Source organism: Neobacillus sp. 114 (assembly GCF_030127045.1).
Classification (GTDB): domain Bacteria; phylum Bacillota; class Bacilli; order Bacillales; family Cytobacillaceae; genus Neobacillus; species Neobacillus rhizophilus.
Map to the genome: position 1 here is coordinate 1452396 of NZ_CP126144.1, position 19604 is coordinate 1471999.

Here is a 19604-nt window from a genome sequence, read left to right on the forward strand (position 1 = left end):
ATAACGGAATTTTGTATAGTAAGTGGCGAAGATGATGATTGGAGTGAATCGTTTGAATTCCGCCTCTGGATTACAAAATTTAGACCTTATAGATTTATTAAGCGAGCGTCATACTTTGGTCAGAAGAATTTCGGAGAAAGCATGGAATGACCAAAGTGATATATATATTTCAAATTCTGAGTGGTATATCATGGCCAGGATTTATAAAAAGAGACCTACCATCTCGTATGTTACGAAAAATGTAGAAATTTCCCGCCAGGCGACCCATAAATTTATGAAAAACCTTGCTGCAAAAGGATTAGTGGAGATTAGCAATGCAGAAAACAACAAGAAAGAGAAGTGTATCCAGTTAACAGTCTTAGGGGAAGAATGCTACGAAAAAAACGCGGCTCTTAAAGAACAGTTTGAGAATAAAATTGCAGAAAAAATAGGTGCTGAACAAGTGAAAATCCTTAAGGAGCTATTAAAGTTAGATTGGGGAATAGAATAAACATTGCTAGGTTAAATAGAAACCTCCTCTTGTGATAAACAAGAGGAGGTTTTTATTACGTTAAAAACACTTTTTTATTTATTTTCAGTTATCAAATCAATGATCATTTCATTTATCTCACCAGAAGTGGTATTCAACGAAATAGCTAATTCTTTAAATAAGATGCTTTGTACAGTGTCCAAAAGTTTGCGGTCTTGTTCGTAAAGTTTTCTTCCGAGTAGATCGACTTCAATTTTTTGCCTCATAAGCGTATTTACCAATTTAGCAATTTCTTTTCGTTCACCTGTATTTACAATGTTGGAATATAACTGGTGCCGTACGTTAGGTTTGTCATTCCATTTTACCCCCGGATATTTAAAGGACTCAATTATTTCATTTGCTTCCTCTCTATCAGGAAGTTCGTGCATAACTACTTTACTATTATGAACTGGAGTACTAATTGTTAAATGATTATTGCCTTCCGTAGGATGTAATACATAATACAGGCTTGTTTTACCCGATACTGTTTTTTCACAAATATCATCAATTTTGCATATGCCATGTACGGAATAGATGACCATATCTCCAATACTAAACATTTAATCACTTCCAATTCAAATTGATGTCAACTAAGTTGATAATACCATATTAACATTAAAAAAAATTTTTGTCAACTTGGTTGACGTTAGAAAAAATTTTTTGATATAGTTAGCTGGTCCGTTGGTATGTGGGGGTGTGCAACGGGAATGGAACACAAGCTGATTGGAATGATTGAAAATAATCAGCTGAATTTGGGTGAAAAAGATACAATTACTGGCCCGTGAATCACTAACAATTATTTCCGGGTTTTACAAGATTGGTCTTATTAATTTACGAAGGAGAGTTTTATGAAAACGCAAATACAAGTAAAAAGTCCTAAGGTCATGGCAGCGATCTTAATGCTAGGTGCCTTTATTGGATTATTTGGTGAAACAGCCTTAAATATGGCATTAACAAATGTCATGGATCAATTTGCTGTTAAAGCGGCTACTGCACAGTGGCTGACAACAGGATATTTATTAACATTAGCTATATTAGTGCCTATTTCAGCCCTTTTAATGAAATGGTTTAGTACTCGTAAATTAGTTATTGGGGGAATTGTTATTTCGCTAGTAGGAGCGATTCTAGCAGCCATTTCTCCAAGTTTTGCAATTTTAGAAACTGGCCGTATCGTTCAAGCAATCGGCACAGGTATTATCATGCCGGTCATGGTAAGTGTACTTTTAGTGATTTTCCCTATTCATAAACGCGGAGTAGTCATGGGAATTATGGGTCTGGTGATTACATTAGGTCCAGCTTTAGGACCAACACTTTCAGGGGTCGTTATTAGCACTTTAGGCTGGCATTATATTTTCTGGATTAGCGCCGCTTTTTATGTACTACTGACTCTTACTGCTGTAGCGAAAATAGAAAATGTAGGGGAAATTACGAAACCTAAAATCGATGCGTTATCCATTGTTTTATCCACAATCGGTTTTGGCGGATTAATCTATGGTCTGGCTTCTATGGCAGGTGCACCTTTTACTGCTCCATTAGTATGGGCACCTTTACTAGTAGGGATTATTGCCCTTGTATTATTTGGAATTCGTCAAAATACAATGGATAAGCCGATGATTAATTTAGGGGTATTCAAGTATCCCATGTTCACATTAGGAACAGCGATGATGTTCCTAAGTATTTTAGTCATTTTATCAACATCTATTTTATTGCCAATGTATTTAAAGGGATCTTTATTATTTAGTGCTGCAGTGGCTGGTCTATTATTACTGCCAGGTAATGCTGTCAATGTTATTCTGTCACCGATTGTTGGAACGATGTTTGATAAAATTGGACCGCGTAAATTAGCATTAGTAGGATCCATTATTGTATTGATTGGTAATATTATTTTCGCTGCTTCTATTTCAGCGACAACACCTGCTTGGCAAATTGTCATAGCATTTATGGTTTTATTCTTTGGGTTAACGATGGTAACGATCCCATCACAAACAAATGGACTTAATGCATTGCCGCGTGAGTTTTATGCAGATGGCTCAGCTGCTATGAATACATTGAACCAAGTTGCTGGTGCATCAGGTACAGCGATTGCCATTACTTTGCTTACTGCAGGTCAAACTAGCTTTGCCAGCGATGTTCCCGCTGCCTCGCAAGCAGAAATATTAGCGGCAGGTGTAAAATATGCCTTCTACTTTGTTACAGGAATTTCAGTCTTTTTGTTCATCTGTTCATTATTTGTCAACAAACCAAGTGAAGAAAACGTACAATCTCAAGTTTTGGTGTGCTCAACAGAAACCGTACGCAACTAGCAAAAGCTAAAATTTTTTAGAAACCATTCGTAAAAGTGTTCTTTACGAATGGTTTTATTTTTTATAGGCAAAGTTAAGGATGATTTTATTAGAAAGAGTAATTATAAGAAGAAGTACCCGCTGTAAAGTTCTTACTATAGGAACAATTGATAACGTAAATTTCAATCAAGGAGATCATAAATGTGAACGCGATTAATACTTCGAGAGATGTTGCTGAAGAAAAACAAGAAACGGTCATGAATAAAATATTAGGAGTAATCAGTGGAAGTTTCGCGCCTATTCTAGGGGTTCTTGCTGGATCCGGATTAATTTCAGCGTTATTATCAATTTTAATGACATTAGGGTGGATATCTCCTAAAAGCGGAACCTTTGCCATTCTTTCTGCAGCTGGACATGCTATTTTTTACTTCTTCCCAGTTTTTCTCGGCATCACATTAGCCACAAAACTTGGAGCTAATGGCTACGTTGGTGGTGCGATCGGTGCTGCACTATTGGAACCCCATTATACGGATTTAGTTGCATCAAAAGCTCAAAACGTAGATTTCTTAGGGATTCCGGTTATATTGGCGAACTATTCCTCAACCGTTTTTCCTATATTAATTGCTGTTTCCATTTATGCCGTTTTAGATAAGTTTTTGAAAAAAGTGATATATAAAGACTTACAAATGTTTTTGAATCCTCTTATTTCATTAGCTATTATTGTTCCCTTGACCGTACTTGTTTTTGGCCCTTTTGGTACATATGTGGGAGGGGGCTTAGCATTGGTGATCAAATTTCTAAGTGCAAAAAGCGGCATTCTGACTGGAGCAGTGCTGGGGGCTGGATGGTCATTCTTGACCATATTAGGTCTTCACTGGGCAGTTGTTCCAATCATGATTGCGAATTTAGCAACTGGCGGTGACCCGATTAGCCCGATGGTAGCTGCTGCTCCATTTGCGCAAATTGGGATGGGCCTTGGGGTTCTCTTAAAAACTAGGGATAGGGACTTGAAAACACTCGCTGGATCTGGGCTTATTCCTAGTGCCTTAGCTGGGACAACTGAAATCATTACATATGGTATCCTTGTACGGTACAAACGAACGATGGTAATTGTGGCAATAGCCGGAGCAATTGGTGGAGCTATTAATGGGGCATTTGGAGTAAAAGGGACTGCCTTTGCTCTCCCGAGTTTCTTGTCTATTCCTGTCTTTACACCAATCGGACTCTATTTAATTGGGACTATTGCAGCGTTAATACTTGCACTGGTTCTTACATTAGTGATTGGCTATGAAGGAAAAAATAACGCTGAATCGGCTAAAACGATTAAAGAATTTGGACTAGCGGGTGTAAAACGAGAAACCATTTTTAGCCCATTAAGCGGAGGAATTATTCCTTTAACCAAAATTGAAGATCCGTTATTTTCAACTGAAGTGGTAGGAAAAGGCATTGTCATTGATCCATCCAAGGGAGAAGTGGTTTCTCCGGTGGATGGTATGGTTACCACTCTTTTTCCAACTGATCACGCTATTGGTATTACATCAGAAGATGGGGCTGAAATCTTAATTTATGTTGGGGTAGATACCATTAATCTGAACGGTCAATTTTTTACTGCGCATGTTAAACAATGGGATACCGTTAAAAAGGGAGACTTGCTGATTCAATTTGACATTGAAAGAATTAAAGCAGCAGGCTACGATGTTAAAACTCCGGTAGTCATTACCAATTCCGGTCAATATTTAGATGTGATTCCAAGCAAAGATGTGAGTGTCGAAATGAAAGATGAATTAATTAGACTTATTGTATAAAGTAAAAGGTGAGGGAAAGTTCCTCACCTTTGTCATTAGGATTAAATAATCTTCTTCGAAATATTATCATTAATGTCTCCTCCAACAAGATTGGAAGAAAACAACATATAATCCAGCAAAAGCTTGATTTGAATTTCTACAATAATCAAGTCATTGATTACCGTTTGTACCTTGCCAAAGACCAAACAGGAAAATGGCTATGTACTGGTTGGGTGGCAAAAAACGGCGTGCCGGGGAGCATTGTTAGTAATCATAGTAATGGCGGTACCGTTCAACCGGCTTTTTATACTTTACAGGAAAGCTTAGGATTGACATCGGAAACAACTGAGGACCTGAAACAGCAATTCTTCACTGTTGCCTGTCGTGCGGCTGAATGTTTAGAGAAGCAATCAGGGAAGCTGTTTGGCGATTTAGGAGTGGATATGGCTGTTGATAAAAATAAACATATTTGGATTATTGAGTTGAGTCATCGCTTTGTGGATGATACCCTTCCCCCTTGGTATAAATGATACGAAGTTGTACAGAGATATTCAAAATTCGTATTATCTCTGCTTAAAGCACCTGGCTGGATTTTAAAAAGGGGATTTTTCCTGAGGGATTAGTAAATATTCTTTAACACAATCTCAAGCAGCTCCTATTAGCTTTCTAAATTCCACCCGAATAAATAGATTTATTTGGGTTTTTTTTGTCTTTAAAAAGTAAAAAACAGGGGGATGTCGAAATTTTTGTAATATTTTTCTACATAAAATTACAATTACATTACAAATCCGACAGTTTCATTGTTTTTAGTCTAATGGGAATATAAACTAATAATAGATTAAGAATTTGAAATAATAATAGGTAGTTAGAGGAGATTTGTGATGATAAAAAAATTTTTTACATATACAGTATCGGCTGTCGTCCTCGCATCTTTGATACAAGCAACACCTGCTTTTGCAGAACCAGGACAAGTCACACAAAGTCAAATAAATGCGACTCAAGGGCATGTCGATGACCTTGAAACACAAGTTCAACAATTAGATAACCGAATTAACTTAGCGATAGAGAAAAGTCAAAAATTGAACGACCAAATTCAAACTCAACAAGGGGAAATCGAAAAATCCAAGGTTGAAATTGAAACAGCAAAAAATGACTTGGAAGCTTACAAACAGGCTTATACCGAGCGGTTAAAAAGTATTCAGTCAGAGGGTAAAATCTCGGTCGCCGCTTACGCAGAGGTTTTGCTTTCTTCTAATAATCTATCTGAGTTTTTAACACGCTTTTCAGCGATTTCGCAAATTATTCAAAATGACACTGATAAACTAAACGGGTTAAAGGAAAAACAACAAGCATTAACAGATGCAGAAGATAAACTTCAAAATGAGCTAGCTAATTTAAAAAAGAGCCAGGTAGAATTAGCTGCTGAACAGAAACAGATTGAAGAAGATAAGGCTTCAGTTGGGCAGGCATTGGCGGCAGCTCAAACCCAATTACAAGGCCAACAGGACCAATTCGCTGCTCAACAAGAGGCTGAGCGTCAGGCTCAAATAGCAGCAAGGGAAGAGGCAGAGCGCCAAGCTCGTTTGGCCCAGCAGCAACAGCCAGCGCAGGTGCAGCAGTCTTCTGTCAAAACTGCTTCAAACCCAGCGCCAGCACCAACGGTTGCAGCTGCTAATCCATCTGACCCTGATGCGGCAAATAAGGTTATTTCTTATGCAAAACAATTCTTAGGTGTTCCTTACGTTTGGGGCGGTTCAACGCCGAGTGGATTTGATTGTTCTGGATTTACTTCGTACGTGTTCAGAAATGCAGTTGGGATCAATCTTCCACGAGTGTCCAGTTCCCAGCAAGGTGTTGGAACAAGAATTTCACCAAGCCAAGTGCAGCCAGGAGATTTAGTATTTAGGGGTAGCCCTGCTTATCATGTCGGTATTTATATTGGCGGCGGTCAGTATATCCATGCGCCGCAAACGGGTGATGTGGTGAAGATTGCATCTTATGACCCATCCAAATTCTCAAGTGCAGCGAGAGTATTGCGGTAAAAGAAGTATACAATAGTAACGGTGAAAATATGGAGAAAAAACGCTTAGAGTAATTCTGCTCTAGGCGTTTTTTTGTTCATTACAATATATTCGGAAAATTTGTTTGTTTACTGAATAAATTATTGATTTGATAAAAAAGGATATGCTAGGATAGAAGTAAACCTGCAAACGATTCCAATATACTGAAGGTTTAATATTCCGGCTAATAAGAAGTATAAACTTTCTGCCGAAAGCTTTATACTTTCTTAATGCATAAGTGCAACTACGCCTCATGAACCGCCCTTAGGGGCTCGCCAATCGGCGAGTTTTCTTTAGAAAAAGCTTTTAATGGACAAGGATGCTGACTACTCGGCATCCTTTCTCTAATAAACTATTAGGAAAGCCCTTTGATGATTATAGGGTGACTATCAAACGGTGTAGCAGGAGGGAAAAAAACAACAGGGATTACAGTTCATGTTGCCGGTGTTTTATGGCCTACTTTGGTGTTTAATTCTAAAATATAAAGGATGATTTGAAATGAAAAAGGTTCGTTGGGGTATTTTAAGTACTGCAAAAATTGCCCAAAGAGAGTTAATCCCCGCATTTGGCCGAGCGCAAAATGCGGAAGTGGCCGCTATCGCCAGCGGAAGCGGAAAAGCGGAGGAAGTAGCGGCGAAGTTTGACATTCCCAAATGCTACGGCAGCTACGAAGAACTTCTTCAAGACCCCGAGATAGATGCCGTCTATATACCGCTGCCAAATCATTTACATAAACAATGGACGATGGAAGCGGCAAAGCATGGCAAGCATGTTCTTTGCGAAAAACCAGCGTCGATGACTCCTGATGAAACACGGGAAATGGCGGAGTTTTGCCGGGAGAAAAACGTGAAATTTATGGAAGCATTTATGTATCAGTTTCATCCGCAGCATGATCGGGTCCGAGAAATTATTGCCTCAGGTGAAATCGGTGAAGTGAAATACATGCGCGCCAGTTTTTCATTCTCACTCGCCCAGCGGGAAGGGAATATCAAAATGGATAAGCAAAAAGGCGGCGGAAGTATTTATGACGTGGGTTGCTACTGTGTCCATGCGATTCGCAATGTATTGCAAACAGAACCTGTCGAAGTCCATGTTCATGCCAACATCGACCCGGATCATCAGGTGGATACTTCAGCCTTTGTCTACATGAAACTAGAAAATGGAATGGCTGGTTATTTTGATTGCAGCTTTGATATGACATTTAGAGCTGAGTATGAAATTATCGGAACGGAAGGAAAAATTCAAGTCCCACGAGCATTCCGCCCAGACCATCAAGGCGGGGAAGGCCTAGTCATTGTTCAGAAGGAATTCGTTAAAAGAGAAGAAAAAATTACCGGCGATATTTATAAATTAGAGGTCGAACATATTTCAAATGTCATTTTAGAGGATGGGGAACCATCCTACACCGCAGAAAGTTCAATCAATAACACAAGGGCTATTCAGGCTTGCTATGAATCCATTCGAACTGGAATGCTTGTACGGCTGGATTCTTAGGATTGATGGTACGAAGAAATATAAAAGACTTGTCATCCATTGACATAAAAAAAGTCGAGACTGATCTCGGCTTTTTTTATTTAAATACGATGGATCTAAATTTAAACTTTATAATACCGGCGAAGTAAATAGGAGATCCATTTACAATGGGGATGATTCCGAATATTCTCTAGCAGCCCCTTCACAATTGCCTGACTAAAGGTCGGCTCTACAAGCTGCTGCTTTAACAGAATCAACGATTCTTTCTCAATTGGCTCTTCTATTTCTGCTATTTTTTGTTCTAGAGTGTCAAGTATTTGTTCCTTCGTTATTTCTACATTCATAGGCTGCATCATATGGTGAAGCTCCACAGAAACAAATGGCATGGTGGCGTTGTTAGCCAGCAGATTTGTTTTTTCCTCAAGGGAGTTAGCAAGTAACTTCAAATCTACTGGAATACTGTAGAATACAAATAAATGAGAATACATATTCATAAAGCTTTTTATTGAATACATTAAGTCATACTTTATCTCTTGCACTCTATCTCCGTATAAACGTTCAATCATCGATAGGATAATGTTCTCTAATAATTTGTCATAATATCTCATCTTTTGAATGAGTTCTTTATTCAGTGTTTGCGAATGCTCCTTCATGAGGACCTTGGCAAAGTCTGAATGCTTGTGAAAAGACTGATAAATAGAATAATAAAATTCATATAAAAGCTGCTCATCACAAGTATCTCTGACTATGCGGTCAATGTCAGTAACAACCTGCATCATAAATTGGTCGATTAAAGCAATAATCAATTCGTCCTTTGACTTAAAAGACAGGTAAAAAGCTCCTTTAGATATTCCGCAATGCTCCGTAATTTGCTGTACCGAAGTGGCCTCAAACCCTTGCTCCGCAAAAAGCTCCAGCGCTTTTTCCATAATTAATTGTTTTTTAATCATCTATTGACCTCGCTCCTATGGTCTTTAATTGACAAATGACTGATTGGTCATTATTATAAGGAATTGAGTTCATTAAGTCAATTTAGGGCAGGTGTAATAGTGAAAGGGTTAGTCAATTTTGTCTTGAGAAATAAATTAGCAGTTTGGTTATTGACTATCATCATTACGGTATCGGGTATATATTCGGGATTACGAATGAAAACCGAGATGATTCCCGATATTTCCATTCCGTATTTAATGGTAACGGACGTTTATCCTGGTGCCACCCCAGAACAGGTCATGAACGACATCTCCATGCCAATTGAAAAAGCGGCGGAGGGCCTTGACCACGTAAAAGCCGTTTATTCCAATTCCTATTCAAATATGGCGAGCATCCAGGTGGAATACGAATATGGTATCGATATGGATGAGGCGAAGCGTGAATTAAAATCGGCATTGGATTCCTTGAAATTGCCGGAAGGGGCGCAGAAACCAACGACAACGGCGATCAGCATGAACATGATGCCTGTCGTTGCACTAAGTGTCAGCAGTTCAAAAGAGGATATTGTTGAGCTTACGTCAACCGTTGAGGAAAGCTTGGTTCCTAAAATCGAGAAACTCGATGGTGTAGCATCTGCAACCATTACCGGTCAGCATATTGACGAAGTAGACCTTACGTACAATAAGGCCAAAATGGCTGAGTTAGGTTTAACTGAAGATAAAGTAAAGCAAATGATTCAAGCAAGCAACATGGCCGTTTCCTTAGGACTTTACCAGTTTAAAGAAGGGGAGCAGGCTGTTGCGATTGATGGAAAGTTCATGACGGTGGATGAATTAAATAATATGCTAATTCCTGTTACACCATCAGCAGCTAATCCATCACCTATTGTGAAACTTGGCGATATTGCTGAGGTTAAGACAATTGGTAAGGTGCAATCAATTTCCCGAACAAACGGCAAAGACGCGATTGCTATTCAAATTGTCAAAGCCCAGCAGGCTAATACTGTTGATGTCGTTAATAAGGTAAAGAAACTAATAAAAGATGAAAAGGCCAAATATGAGGGGCTTACTATCGATGTAACCCTTGACCAGGGAAAACCAATTCAGGAATCTGTGAACACGATGGTAGAAAAGGCCGTGTTTGGCGGTTTGATAGCCGTTTTAATCATTCTTTTGTTCTTACGTGATTTTAAATCGACGATTATTTCTATCATATCGATTCCAGTGTCAATTCTTATGGCCCTGCTGATTCTGAACTGGATGGATATAACCTTGAATATCATGACGCTCGGCGCGGTAACAGTCGCGATCGGCCGGGTTATCGATGACTCAATAGTAGTCGTGGAAAATATTTATCGACGCCTGCATCTAAAGGAAGAGAAGTTAACTGGGCGCGCCTTGGTCCGCGAAGCGACCATTGAAATGTTCAAACCGATTATGTCCTCGACATTGGTAACGGTCGCCGTTTTTGCACCGCTGATCTTCGTAGGCGGTATGGTTGGTGAATTGTTCACACCGTTTGCCTTAACGATGGCATTTTCACTCGGGGCTTCCTTACTCATAGCAATTACCATCGTGCCAGCTCTTTCGCATTTCCTATTTAGGAAAAAATTATACAGCGAGAAGACGGCCATTCGTCATAAAGATGCCGGGGAGCTCGCCGAATGGTATAAATGGTTTTTGGAAAAAGCACTTAACCACAAAGTCATCGCTTCTATTTTGGCTGTACTGTTATTAGCCGGCAGCTTAGCATTAACGCCATTAATTGGTTTCAGCTTTATGGGGAGCGAAGAAGATAAGGTCATGTACTTAACCTACACACCAAAAGCTGGCGAACTTCACGAGCAGACATTGGAAAATGTTAAAGCGGTTGAAGAAAAAATGATGAAACGTAAAGATATTGATATTGTTCAAATATCCATTACAGAAGAAGGCGACCCGCAGCGGGCGATGATGGGCGGCGGCTCCAAAGGAGGATTAATGTACCTGATTTTTGATCCGGATACGAAGAACTTCCCTTCCGTTAAGGAGAAGATTGAAAAGTATGTAACAGGTATTGGCCAATCAGGAACATGGAAGAGCCAGAACTTCTCGTCCATGTCGGGATCGACCAATGAAGTAAGCTATACGTTCTACAGTGAAAATTTAAACAAATTAAACGATTCGGTGAAAAAAGTCGAGTCAGTACTGAAGAAACATAAAGATTTAAAAGATGTGACTTCAACTGCCGAGGATGCTTATGTCGAATATACCTTCCGGGTTGAACAAGCCCATCTGCTAAAGTATGGATTAACAACAGGCCAGCTTGTGATGATGTTAAATCCGCAGAAAACGAAGGATGTTTTAACAACTGTTGAAAAAGACGGGAAGGCTTTAGATGTCATTGTTCAACAGGAACAAACGGCCCAGCCGGAATCTATCGATGAGATGCTTTCTAAACAGGTACCGACGGCAGTGGGGGCGAATGTGCCGCTTTCTGAGTTAGTTACTGTTAAGAAGGGGACCACGATGAATACGTTGGCGCGTAGTAAAGGTGAATACTTTGCGACCGTTTCAGCCACAATCAAAGGCGAGGATATTTCGAAAGTAACCGCTAAGATTGGTAAAGAAGTAGATAAATTGGATCTCCCTAAAGGAGTGACAGTTGGCGTTGCCGGTGTCCAAGCGGATATGACGGAAACCTTCACCCAGCTTGGAGCGGCCATGGCTGCAGCGATTGCTATCGTCTACTTCATCCTTGTTGTTACTTTCCGTGAAGGTGTTGCACCGTTTGCAATCCTATTCTCGCTTCCGTTTGCAGTAATTGGTTCCTTTGTAGGTTTGTTAATTGCTGGGGAAACCATTTCCGTTTCAGTCATGATGGGGCTGCTGATGCTGATTGGTATTGTTGTTACGAACGCCATCGTCTTGGTGGACCGGATTATTCATATGGAACGCGATGGCTTGAGTATGAGGAAAGCTGTTTTGGAGGCCGGAGCGACACGTCTTCGTCCAATCCTCATGACCGCTATTGCTACCATTGGAGCGTTAATCCCATTGGCACTTGGTGAAGGCGGTGGAGGATTAATCTCGAAAGGTCTTGCCATTACTGTTATCGGCGGCTTAGCAAGTTCAACGCTATTAACCTTAATCGTTGTTCCAATCGTGTATGAAGTATTATCGAAGATGTTCAAGAAAAACCGAAGAGAAATAGAAGAAAATTAAAAATCCGGCCTTTGCTGGATGTCATCCAAGATCTTAAGAAGGAATAGAAATACGCAAAGACAAATACCCAAGATCCTGGTAGACAAAATATAAAAAAGCCGAGAGCATTCTCGGCTTTTTTTATTTGGGCTGTTCTTATTGAACAGTTGTCGTAGAGAACTCGGCTGCCGCTTTTAAATCTTTATCAGAAATGCTGACATCAGCCTTTTTGAACTCGTCTTTTAACACTTTAACAATCTGGTCCTGTGTGACTTTTGATTGCTTTACCTGTTCGGTAAGGGTTTTTTTCATTTCCTCGAATGATTTTTTCTCCTTTTTATCTGTTACCTGGATGATATGGTATCCGTAAGAGGTTTTAATCGGGTCGCTGATTTGATTTTTTTCTAAAGCATAGGCTGCTTTTTCAAAATCAGGGTCCATGACGCCGGTGCCAAACCAGCCAAGGTCGCCGCCTTTGGAGGCAGTGGCGGTATCCTCTGATTCCTTCGCTAAATCTTCAAACTTAGCTCCAGACTTAAGTTTCGCAGCAATTTCATTTGCTTTTGCTTCGTCGCTCACTAAAATATGACGGGCACGAATTTCCGGTGTGTAATCATCGTATGCCTGCTTCAGTTCTTTATCCGTTACCTTAATGGTTTTAAACACTGCCTTTTGTTCCAGCAGATTTAGTTTTACAGAGCTTCGGTAGTCGTTTTCGTCTTTAAAGCCATATTGCTGAAGGGTGGAGAGAAATGAATCACCAATCTGCTCCTTTGTTTTATTCACTTGGGCGTCCACTTCAGACTTAGAAACGGAATAGTTTTTTGCCAGCACTTTTTCCACTGCAAGCTGCTGAAGGGTTTGTGTTCCATATTTGTCTTTCATCGCTTGATATAATTCATCCTGAGAGATATTTCCTGCATCGGATTTCATGATGGCACCGCTGCTACAGCCTGCCAAAGCCAAAGCGCCAACCATTAATCCTGAAAGAATCCATTTTTTCAATTATTTCACTCCTAAATTTTTAGCTAATAAGAAAGTATAAATTCAACTACGCCTCTGTCTTCGTCCTAACGGACTCGCCAATCGGCGAGTTTTCATTTATAAAATCTATGGTACAGAATGAATATGAATAAAAAATGAACAAGCTAAGAACAATTGTAGAAAAAATGGAAAGCGGCCGGAAGAAACGATAAAATATATTTTATTTCCGCTAATTAAGAAAGGATGTCACATGTGTCAATTTTGTCTTCAATTCTTTATACGCTAATAGTCGGCGCCATTTTCGTGTATGTATTCATTTTTTTATATGATGTGTTTTATGGAGAAAAACAAGAGAAGCAGGAAAAGAAAATACGGAAATATTATAAAAACGAACAAATCCAAAAAATTGATTTGGTTGAACAGCAGCCGCGTAAATATACGATTTATCAACTTAAAACAGATAAGGAAACAAGGAGGGTTAAATTAAAGCCTGGGTATAAAGTGGTGAAATTAGTACCGAAGAAAAAAGGAGAATAGTCAAAAAAGGACCGGCTCAGGAAGAGCCAGTCCTAATTTTTTTGCTTTTAAATTAAGAAGCGATGGAAGTTTTTTGAGATTTTGTTTGGGTTACACCACTTGGGTTAAATTCTTTTTCCGTTTTTGAAATAACGACTGTAGCGACACCATTACCGATTAGGTTTGTAATGGCACGTGCTTCTGACATAAAGCGGTCTACCCCAAGAATAAGTGCCATTCCTTCTACCGGAATCATTGGGAAAGCTGCTAAAGTTGCTGCTAAAGTGATAAATCCTGAACCAGTAACACCAGCAGCCCCTTTAGAAGTAAGCATTAATACGCCAAGCAGGGTTACTAGCTGCCAAATGGTTAATTCGACTCCATAGGCTTGGGCAATAAAGACTGCAGCCATGGATAGGTAGATGGAGGTTCCATCAAGATTGAAAGAATAACCTGTTGGAACAACAAGACCTACAACTGATTTTGAACAGCCATACTTTTCTAGTCTCTCCATCATCTTTGGAAGAGCAGATTCTGAAGATGATGTTCCTAAAACAAGCAGGATTTCTTCTTTAATATATTTTAAGAAACTAAAGATATTGAAGTTATAGAATTTAGCAATAGTGCCAAGAACGAACACGATAAACAGGAACATCGTAATATAAACGGAACCCATTAATTTACCTAATGAGATAAGAGAGCCAATACCGAAGTTACCGATGGTAAAAGCCATTGCGCCGAATGCTGCAATTGGAGATACCTTCATGACCATATTTACAATAGCGAAGAAAATTTCCGAAACCTTTTCAAGGAATGAAATGACTGGTGCTGCTTTTTCCCCCAAAGAAGCAGCGGCAATTCCGAATATCACTGCAAAGAATAGAACCGGCAGTAAAGTTCCACCAGATAGAGCTGCCAGCGCATTATCAGGAACGATTCCTAAGATAAAGTCCATCACACCATGGCTAGTTTCGGCAGCAGCCTTTGTGTACTGTGAAACGTCTGCCCCTTCAGCAGCTTTCGTGTTAAAGCCATGCCCTGGTTTAATAATAGAAACTACTAGAATACCAATCGCTAAGGCAAATGTAGTGACAATTTCAAAATAAAGCAGTGCCTTACCGCCGATACGGCCAACCTTCTTTAAATCTCCCATATTTCCAATACCGATGACGATAGTAAAGAAGATGATTGGTGCGATGACCATTTTTATTAGTTTAATAAAGATATCTGCTAATACCTTTAATTTTGCCCCAAACTCTGGAAACAGAAATCCGACAGCAATACCTAGAATAATACCGATAATAACTTGAACCGTTAAATTGCGAAAATTAATTTTCATTCCTTTTACCCCCTTTGTTTGATAACGTTTTCATTTCTCCTTGTATTCATATTAATTGATAATTTAAAATTTTAATATTTTAGGTGATAATGGTCTTTTTGGTCTTTTTGGTCTTAGAATGGGGACAAAGTAGATTTAGTGTTAATAATAAGAAAAGGGACTGCCTGCCTAGGCAATCCCAATTTCAACTATTTTCTAGCTATCTTATTTTCCCCTTTTTATCTCTGAAAACTAACCAAACGCTTAGGGTAAGTATAATGGTAAGTACTTCTAGTGAAAGAATATAGTATGGGTAAGGGCCCAAGACGTCTAATAAACTGGCATGTTTGGGTTTATGATTTAGGTACATATAATTTCCATCTACAAGATGATTGATTAGGAAGACAGTCGGCGCCAAAACATTCATGAATACAAACAGCTTTACACAGGACCAAAACGTTGGGCGGTACCCCTTTGCCCATGTGAAATAAAGCGGTACCCAAACGATCACCATATGGGTAATAAAGAAATGAAAAAAGCGGAAATGTGGGAAGTCGTAGTTTAATGATGGGGTGAAAATAGCTTGCGTGGCACCTAGCAGGCCTGTGAACAACAAAATTTCATAAAGAAGTTTCTTTCTGGAAAATAAGAAAATAATCGTTAATAGCAAACTAATATTGCACAATTCAAGTGGGAGAGAATGACTTGCTTTCCAGTTTCCATTTGCATACATCCATAAATGGTTAATCAATTCTAGTATAATCAATGAGATGGCTAAGCCTATTTCTGCGTGTCTCCATTTTTCGTCCTTTAACCGGCCTCGCATATAATAAAGTCCCGCTGTAAAACCCAAGAAGATACCCATAATGATAAAATGACTTGATGAAAACATTTCAAAATCGAACTTAGCATATTGATCCCCAAACCACTCCACTCAGTTTCACCATCCTTTCATTACCTAATGGGTGGACCGAACAATTTATGTTGAGCCTTTGTAGTAACATATGCTAGTACTGTACCGCATGTTCGACATTCCTCTGTTCTAAAAACATCAACAAAAAAAGCCTTAAAAAAATCAAGGCTCTAATGGTCATATTAGAATTCTTCAATAGGGGACACTTTAGTGTGTCTCAAGGTGGTCCATCCTTTTCTTTACAAATTCTTTCATTTCCTTGTCATTTGTAGTTTGCAGAAACTTTTGGTAAACAGGTCTTAATGCTTGATACCACTCCATTTTTTCCTGCTCCGTTAATCGATAAATTTGGATGGAGGATTCCCGCGCTATTAGATTGAGCTGCTCTTCATTTACCCGTTGTGATTCGGAAATCATCCACGAGGTGGTTTCGGACATTGCCTCTTGAATATCCCTCTGGACCTCTTTAGGCAGCTTGTCCCAAAACTCTTTGTTCATTAGAACCGCATAACCCAAAAATCCATGATTACTGACCGTCATATACTTTTGCATACCATAAATGCGTCTGGAATAAATATTTGAAATCGTATTTTCTTGACCGTCAAATTGGTCTTCCTGAAGCGATGTATATAATTGGTTAAAAGGAACCTCGACAGGCTTAGCGCCTAATGCCTTGAATTGTTCAGCTATAATAGGACTGGGCATAATTCGAAATCTTTGACCTTTAAAATCATCTGGGTACAAAAGGGGATTAAGATTGCTCGACATTTGCTTAAAGCCATTGCTCCATAAGGCCAGCCCTTTGATTCCTTTATTCTCATTTAATGATAAAAACCTATGACCAAGCTCGCTTGAAAGTGTCTCTTCAATATCCTGATCATTATCAAACAAAAACGGCAAGTCAAACAGTCCCCATTCTGGTGCCAGGTTTGTCAGTTTGGATACGGAGGGGGCAATCATTTGGACATCGTTATCAATAAGAGCGTCGAGCTCATCTTCGTCAGTATGCAAACTTCCATTTGGATACACTTCTACTTTGACTAAGCCATCTGTTTTTTCCTCCACCAGCCGGGCGAACTTTTGCGCGGCCAGCCCCTTAGGAGTATTTTCAGCAACAACGTGGCTGAAACGGATGACGATTTGTTTGGACAATCCGTCCTGTTCATCGTCATAGGGGATTTCCTTCCCACTTAGGAAGCTTTCGGGCAAGAAGAAGAAACCAATTATTAAGGTGATGACAAGCACGCTTGATGCAATTAAATACTTCATCAGAACTTCCTCCTTGTTTTCCTTATTATTTTAACATGTTAAAATTATTTTAGTAGATTTCATCTGAAAGGAATTCTTCTATGAATCGTCTCTCTATACAAACCAAGATTACGGCGCTGATCTTTTTTATTGTTTCATTCTCTTTGTTACTTGCCGGAATTATCGTTATAAGTAATTTCATCAATACTGAAGAGGCTGAATTACAAAAAAGGGCTCTACTTTCGGCACAAACCATTGCAGAGGATGTAGGAATCAAGTCCAATATTACGGGAAGCATGGAGGACAGGGTAAAGATTCGCAAACGAGTAGAAACACTACGAATCATCCATCACGCGGACTATATAGTTGTAATGGATATGAATCATATCCGTCTATCCCACCCCCTTCCAAGCTTGATCGGAAAAAGGTCGAATGGGAGCGATGAGGGACCGGCATTTGCCGAACTTACCTACACGACGAAAGCAAAAGGTGAAGTAGGCACGATGATTCGAGCCTTTGTGCCGATTATGAATGAGGAGCATCAGCAAGTTGGGGTAGTCCTGGCAGGTTATAAACTTCCTACTTTTTTTGAAATGATTTGGGATTTAAGGATGGAAATTCTATTTGCCGGCTTTATCTCATTATTGTTTGGCGGCTGGGGGTCCTGGCTGTTTGCTTCTAAAATGAAAAAGCAAATGTTTAATTTGGAACCGCATGAGATTGCTCAATTAGTACAGGAGCGGACGGAAACCTTTAATGCCATGCATGAAGGGATTATCGCCATTGACAAAGACGAAAAGATTACAATTTTTAATGATAAAGCAAAGACAATGATGGGGATTTCAGGAGATGTAATTGGCAGGTCTATTGCCGAGGTAGTACCGGACACAAGATTGCCGGAAATTCTCGAGCTCAAGAAGCCAATTTATAACAAAGAGCTGACCGTTCGAAATTTAAATATACACAGTAATCGCATTCCGATTAAAGCAAATAATGAAATCATTGGAGCTCTTGCCATATTCCAAGACCGGACCGAAGTAAAAAAACTGGCCGAAGAGTTAACCGGCTTTAAAGCTTTTGTCAGTGCCTTAAGGGTGCAAAATCACGAACATATGAACAAGCTCCATACAATTGCTGGCCTGTTGCAGCTTGGGAACCCGAAAAAAGCGCTTGAATATGTATTTCAAACAGCAGAAGAGCAAGAAGAACTGACACAATTTTTGTCGAAGAATATTAAGAGTGAAAGTCTTTCAGGTCTGATGATTAGTAAGGTTAGTCGTGCCAAGGAATTGGGCATTCATTTACATATTGACCGCAACAGCCGGCTGCATTCGTTCCCAGAACCACTGGATGAACATGATTTTGTGATTATTATCGGAAACCTCATTGAAAATGCGTTTGATTCCTATAGGAACAAGGAAATAGATGAGAAAAATATTTATGTTAGTATCGAACATGATGAGGAGATTTTATCGATTCTGGTTGAAGACAACGGGAGCGGCATTCCTGAAAACGTTCTGCCGCATATTTTTACAAAGGGCTTTTCAACCAAGGACAGCTTGGATCATGGAATTGGGCTTTATTTAATAAAAGAAATCGTTGATCGGGCGGGGGGAACAATTCAGGTAGAATCTGACCTTGGAAAAGGGACGACCTTTATTGTAACGATTTAACAAGGGGGATTGTTATATGGCTGAAGGGCTAATTCGGGTTCTATTAATAGAGGATGATCCGATGGTTCAAGAAATAAACAGGCAGTTTGTGGAGAGGGTAGAAGGGTATAAGGTCATTGGTATTGCCTCAAATGGAAAAGAGGGGATTGAGCTTATCAAAAAAGAAAAGCCGGACCTCGTTTTTATCGATATTTATATGCCCAACCAAAATGGAATTACGACAATCAAACAAATTCGGTCAGAGGAACTCGGAACGGATGTAATTGCGGTAACGGCCGCAAGTGATATTGAAACGGTCCGTGATGTTCTGCAGCATGGGGCCGTTGATTATATCATGAAGCCCTTTAAATTTGAGAGGATCCAGCAAGCTTTGATGAATTACCGGAATTATCATAGCAGTCTTTTGAAAAAAGATGCGATTTCCCAGCAGGAATTGGATCATTTGTTATTTCAGCGAGGCAAGCAGGACAAAAGCGAGCTGCCAAAAGGACTGAATATGTTGACACTTGAAAAGGTAATCGAATATTTAAAAGGGCGGGACCAGGCCATCTCTGCAGAAGCAGTCGCCGAAGGCATCGGCCTCGCCCGTGTCACCGCGAGAAGGTACCTAGAATATCTCGAACAAAGCGGAAAAGTGGAAATCATCATCGAATATGGCGGAATTGGCCGGCCTGTTAACCAATATAAGATTTTGTGATGCATGGGGACGGTTCTTTTGCCTCATTTAGTGAGG

The 19604-nt window shown here is 39.6% G+C and carries 16 protein-coding genes; 10 read left to right on the forward strand and 6 right to left on the reverse strand.

All coding sequences use genetic code 11. The features are described from left to right. Nucleotides 1–34: 34 nt before the first annotated feature. Complete coding sequence (locus QNN06_RS07190; protein ID WP_213118122.1) at nucleotides 35–490, forward strand: MarR family winged helix-turn-helix transcriptional regulator; 456 nt, start codon at nucleotides 35–37, stop codon at nucleotides 488–490. A gap of 74 nt (nucleotides 491–564) precedes the next feature. Here the strand turns inward: QNN06_RS07190 and QNN06_RS07195 are convergent, their stop codons facing one another. Continuing rightward, nucleotides 565–1068, reverse strand: a complete 504-nt coding sequence (locus QNN06_RS07195) for a CarD family transcriptional regulator (RefSeq protein WP_284037327.1) — start codon at nucleotides 1066–1068, stop codon at nucleotides 565–567. A gap of 288 nt (nucleotides 1069–1356) precedes the next feature. On the opposite strand from QNN06_RS07195, the gene QNN06_RS07200 reads away from it, so the two are divergent. The 5 genes from QNN06_RS07200 (at nucleotide 1357) to QNN06_RS07220 (ending at nucleotide 8128) form a co-directional block, all read left to right on the forward strand. Further along, entirely contained in the window at nucleotides 1357–2811 is a 1455-nt protein-coding gene (locus QNN06_RS07200) for an MDR family MFS transporter (protein WP_284037328.1), read from the forward strand. A gap of 182 nt (nucleotides 2812–2993) precedes the next feature. Continuing rightward, nucleotides 2994–4595, forward strand: coding sequence for a glucose PTS transporter subunit IIA (locus QNN06_RS07205; protein WP_213118119.1), 1602 nt, complete (start codon nucleotides 2994–2996; stop codon nucleotides 4593–4595). A 29-nt stretch (nucleotides 4596–4624) separates the two neighbouring features. Beyond that, nucleotides 4625–5104 carry a YheC/YheD family protein gene (locus tag QNN06_RS07210; protein ID WP_217035620.1) on the forward strand — a complete coding sequence of 160 codons (480 nt, stop codon included), beginning with the start codon at nucleotides 4625–4627 and terminating at the stop codon, nucleotides 5102–5104. 351 nt (nucleotides 5105–5455) lie between these two features. Then, nucleotides 5456–6616 (forward strand): C40 family peptidase, encoded by a 1161-nt coding sequence (locus tag QNN06_RS07215; protein ID WP_213118117.1) that lies wholly within the window; start codon nucleotides 5456–5458, stop codon nucleotides 6614–6616. Between the two features lie 516 nt (nucleotides 6617–7132). Beyond that, nucleotides 7133–8128: a Gfo/Idh/MocA family protein gene (locus QNN06_RS07220; protein WP_284037329.1), complete on the forward strand. Its 996-nt coding sequence runs from the start codon at nucleotides 7133–7135 to the stop codon at nucleotides 8126–8128. A gap of 101 nt (nucleotides 8129–8229) precedes the next feature. Here the strand turns inward: QNN06_RS07220 and QNN06_RS07225 are convergent, their stop codons facing one another. Then, nucleotides 8230–9057, reverse strand: coding sequence for a TetR/AcrR family transcriptional regulator (locus tag QNN06_RS07225; RefSeq protein WP_217035629.1), 828 nt, complete (start codon nucleotides 9055–9057; stop codon nucleotides 8230–8232). A gap of 99 nt (nucleotides 9058–9156) precedes the next feature. Between QNN06_RS07225 and QNN06_RS07230 the strand changes: the two genes are divergently transcribed. After that, on the forward strand, nucleotides 9157–12240 hold the full coding sequence (locus tag QNN06_RS07230) for an efflux RND transporter permease subunit (RefSeq protein ID WP_213118114.1): 3084 nt from the start codon (nucleotides 9157–9159) through the stop codon (nucleotides 12238–12240). A gap of 135 nt (nucleotides 12241–12375) precedes the next feature. On the opposite strand, the gene QNN06_RS07235 is transcribed toward QNN06_RS07230, so the two are convergent. Continuing rightward, the gene (locus tag QNN06_RS07235) at nucleotides 12376–13224 is read right to left on the reverse strand and encodes a peptidylprolyl isomerase (protein WP_213118113.1); all 849 of its coding nucleotides are present in this window, start codon (nucleotides 13222–13224) and stop codon (nucleotides 12376–12378) included. 231 nt (nucleotides 13225–13455) lie between these two features. Here QNN06_RS07235 and QNN06_RS07240 point away from each other — a divergent pair, with 231 nt between their 5' ends. After that, nucleotides 13456–13740 carry a hypothetical protein gene (locus tag QNN06_RS07240; protein WP_213118112.1) on the forward strand — a complete coding sequence of 95 codons (285 nt, stop codon included), beginning with the start codon at nucleotides 13456–13458 and terminating at the stop codon, nucleotides 13738–13740. A 52-nt stretch (nucleotides 13741–13792) separates the two neighbouring features. Here the strand turns inward: QNN06_RS07240 and QNN06_RS07245 are convergent, their stop codons facing one another. The 3 genes from QNN06_RS07245 to QNN06_RS07255 form a co-directional block, all read right to left on the reverse strand. Continuing rightward, nucleotides 13793–15058 carry a dicarboxylate/amino acid:cation symporter gene (locus QNN06_RS07245; protein ID WP_213118111.1) on the reverse strand — a complete coding sequence of 422 codons (1266 nt, stop codon included), beginning with the start codon at nucleotides 15056–15058 and terminating at the stop codon, nucleotides 13793–13795. A gap of 199 nt (nucleotides 15059–15257) precedes the next feature. Beyond that, nucleotides 15258–15971 (reverse strand): YwaF family protein, encoded by a 714-nt coding sequence (locus tag QNN06_RS07250; RefSeq protein WP_213118110.1) that lies wholly within the window; start codon nucleotides 15969–15971, stop codon nucleotides 15258–15260. Nucleotides 15972–16157: 186 nt separating this feature from the next. Next, nucleotides 16158–17219, reverse strand: a complete 1062-nt coding sequence (locus QNN06_RS07255; protein WP_213118109.1) for a DctP family TRAP transporter solute-binding subunit — start codon at nucleotides 17217–17219, stop codon at nucleotides 16158–16160. An 80-nt stretch (nucleotides 17220–17299) separates the two neighbouring features. On the opposite strand from QNN06_RS07255, the gene QNN06_RS07260 reads away from it, so the two are divergent. Both QNN06_RS07260 and QNN06_RS07265 read left to right on the forward strand, forming a co-directional pair. Further along, a complete protein-coding gene (locus QNN06_RS07260; RefSeq protein WP_213118108.1) occupies nucleotides 17300–18871 on the forward strand; it encodes an ATP-binding protein in 1572 nt (523 codons plus the stop codon). 16 nt (nucleotides 18872–18887) lie between these two features. Then, nucleotides 18888–19568 (forward strand): response regulator, encoded by a 681-nt coding sequence (locus tag QNN06_RS07265; RefSeq protein ID WP_213118107.1) that lies wholly within the window; start codon nucleotides 18888–18890, stop codon nucleotides 19566–19568. The last annotated feature ends 36 nt before the right edge of the window (nucleotides 19569–19604 follow it).

What these genes read in the sequence shown, in the direction of transcription:
- QNN06_RS07265 (WP_213118107.1), top strand. Translation starts at nt 18,888, where the DNA reads ATGGCTGAAGGGCTAATTCGGGTTCTATTAATAGAGGATGATCCGATG.
- QNN06_RS07200 (WP_284037328.1), top strand. Translation starts at nt 1,357, where the DNA reads ATGAAAACGCAAATACAAGTAAAAAGTCCTAAGGTCATGGCAGCGATC.
- QNN06_RS07225 (WP_217035629.1), bottom strand. Translation starts at nt 9,057, where the DNA reads ATGATTAAAAAACAATTAATTATGGAAAAAGCGCTGGAGCTTTTTGCG.
- QNN06_RS07190 (WP_213118122.1), top strand. Translation starts at nt 35, where the DNA reads ATGATTGGAGTGAATCGTTTGAATTCCGCCTCTGGATTACAAAATTTA.
- QNN06_RS07245 (WP_213118111.1), bottom strand. Translation starts at nt 15,058, where the DNA reads ATGAAAATTAATTTTCGCAATTTAACGGTTCAAGTTATTATCGGTATT.
- QNN06_RS07215 (WP_213118117.1), top strand. Translation starts at nt 5,456, where the DNA reads ATGATAAAAAAATTTTTTACATATACAGTATCGGCTGTCGTCCTCGCA.
- QNN06_RS07260 (WP_213118108.1), top strand. Translation starts at nt 17,300, where the DNA reads ATGAATCGTCTCTCTATACAAACCAAGATTACGGCGCTGATCTTTTTT.
- QNN06_RS07195 (WP_284037327.1), bottom strand. Translation starts at nt 1,068, where the DNA reads ATGTTTAGTATTGGAGATATGGTCATCTATTCCGTACATGGCATATGC.
- QNN06_RS07255 (WP_213118109.1), bottom strand. Translation starts at nt 17,219, where the DNA reads ATGAAGTATTTAATTGCATCAAGCGTGCTTGTCATCACCTTAATAATT.
- QNN06_RS07220 (WP_284037329.1), top strand. Translation starts at nt 7,133, where the DNA reads ATGAAAAAGGTTCGTTGGGGTATTTTAAGTACTGCAAAAATTGCCCAA.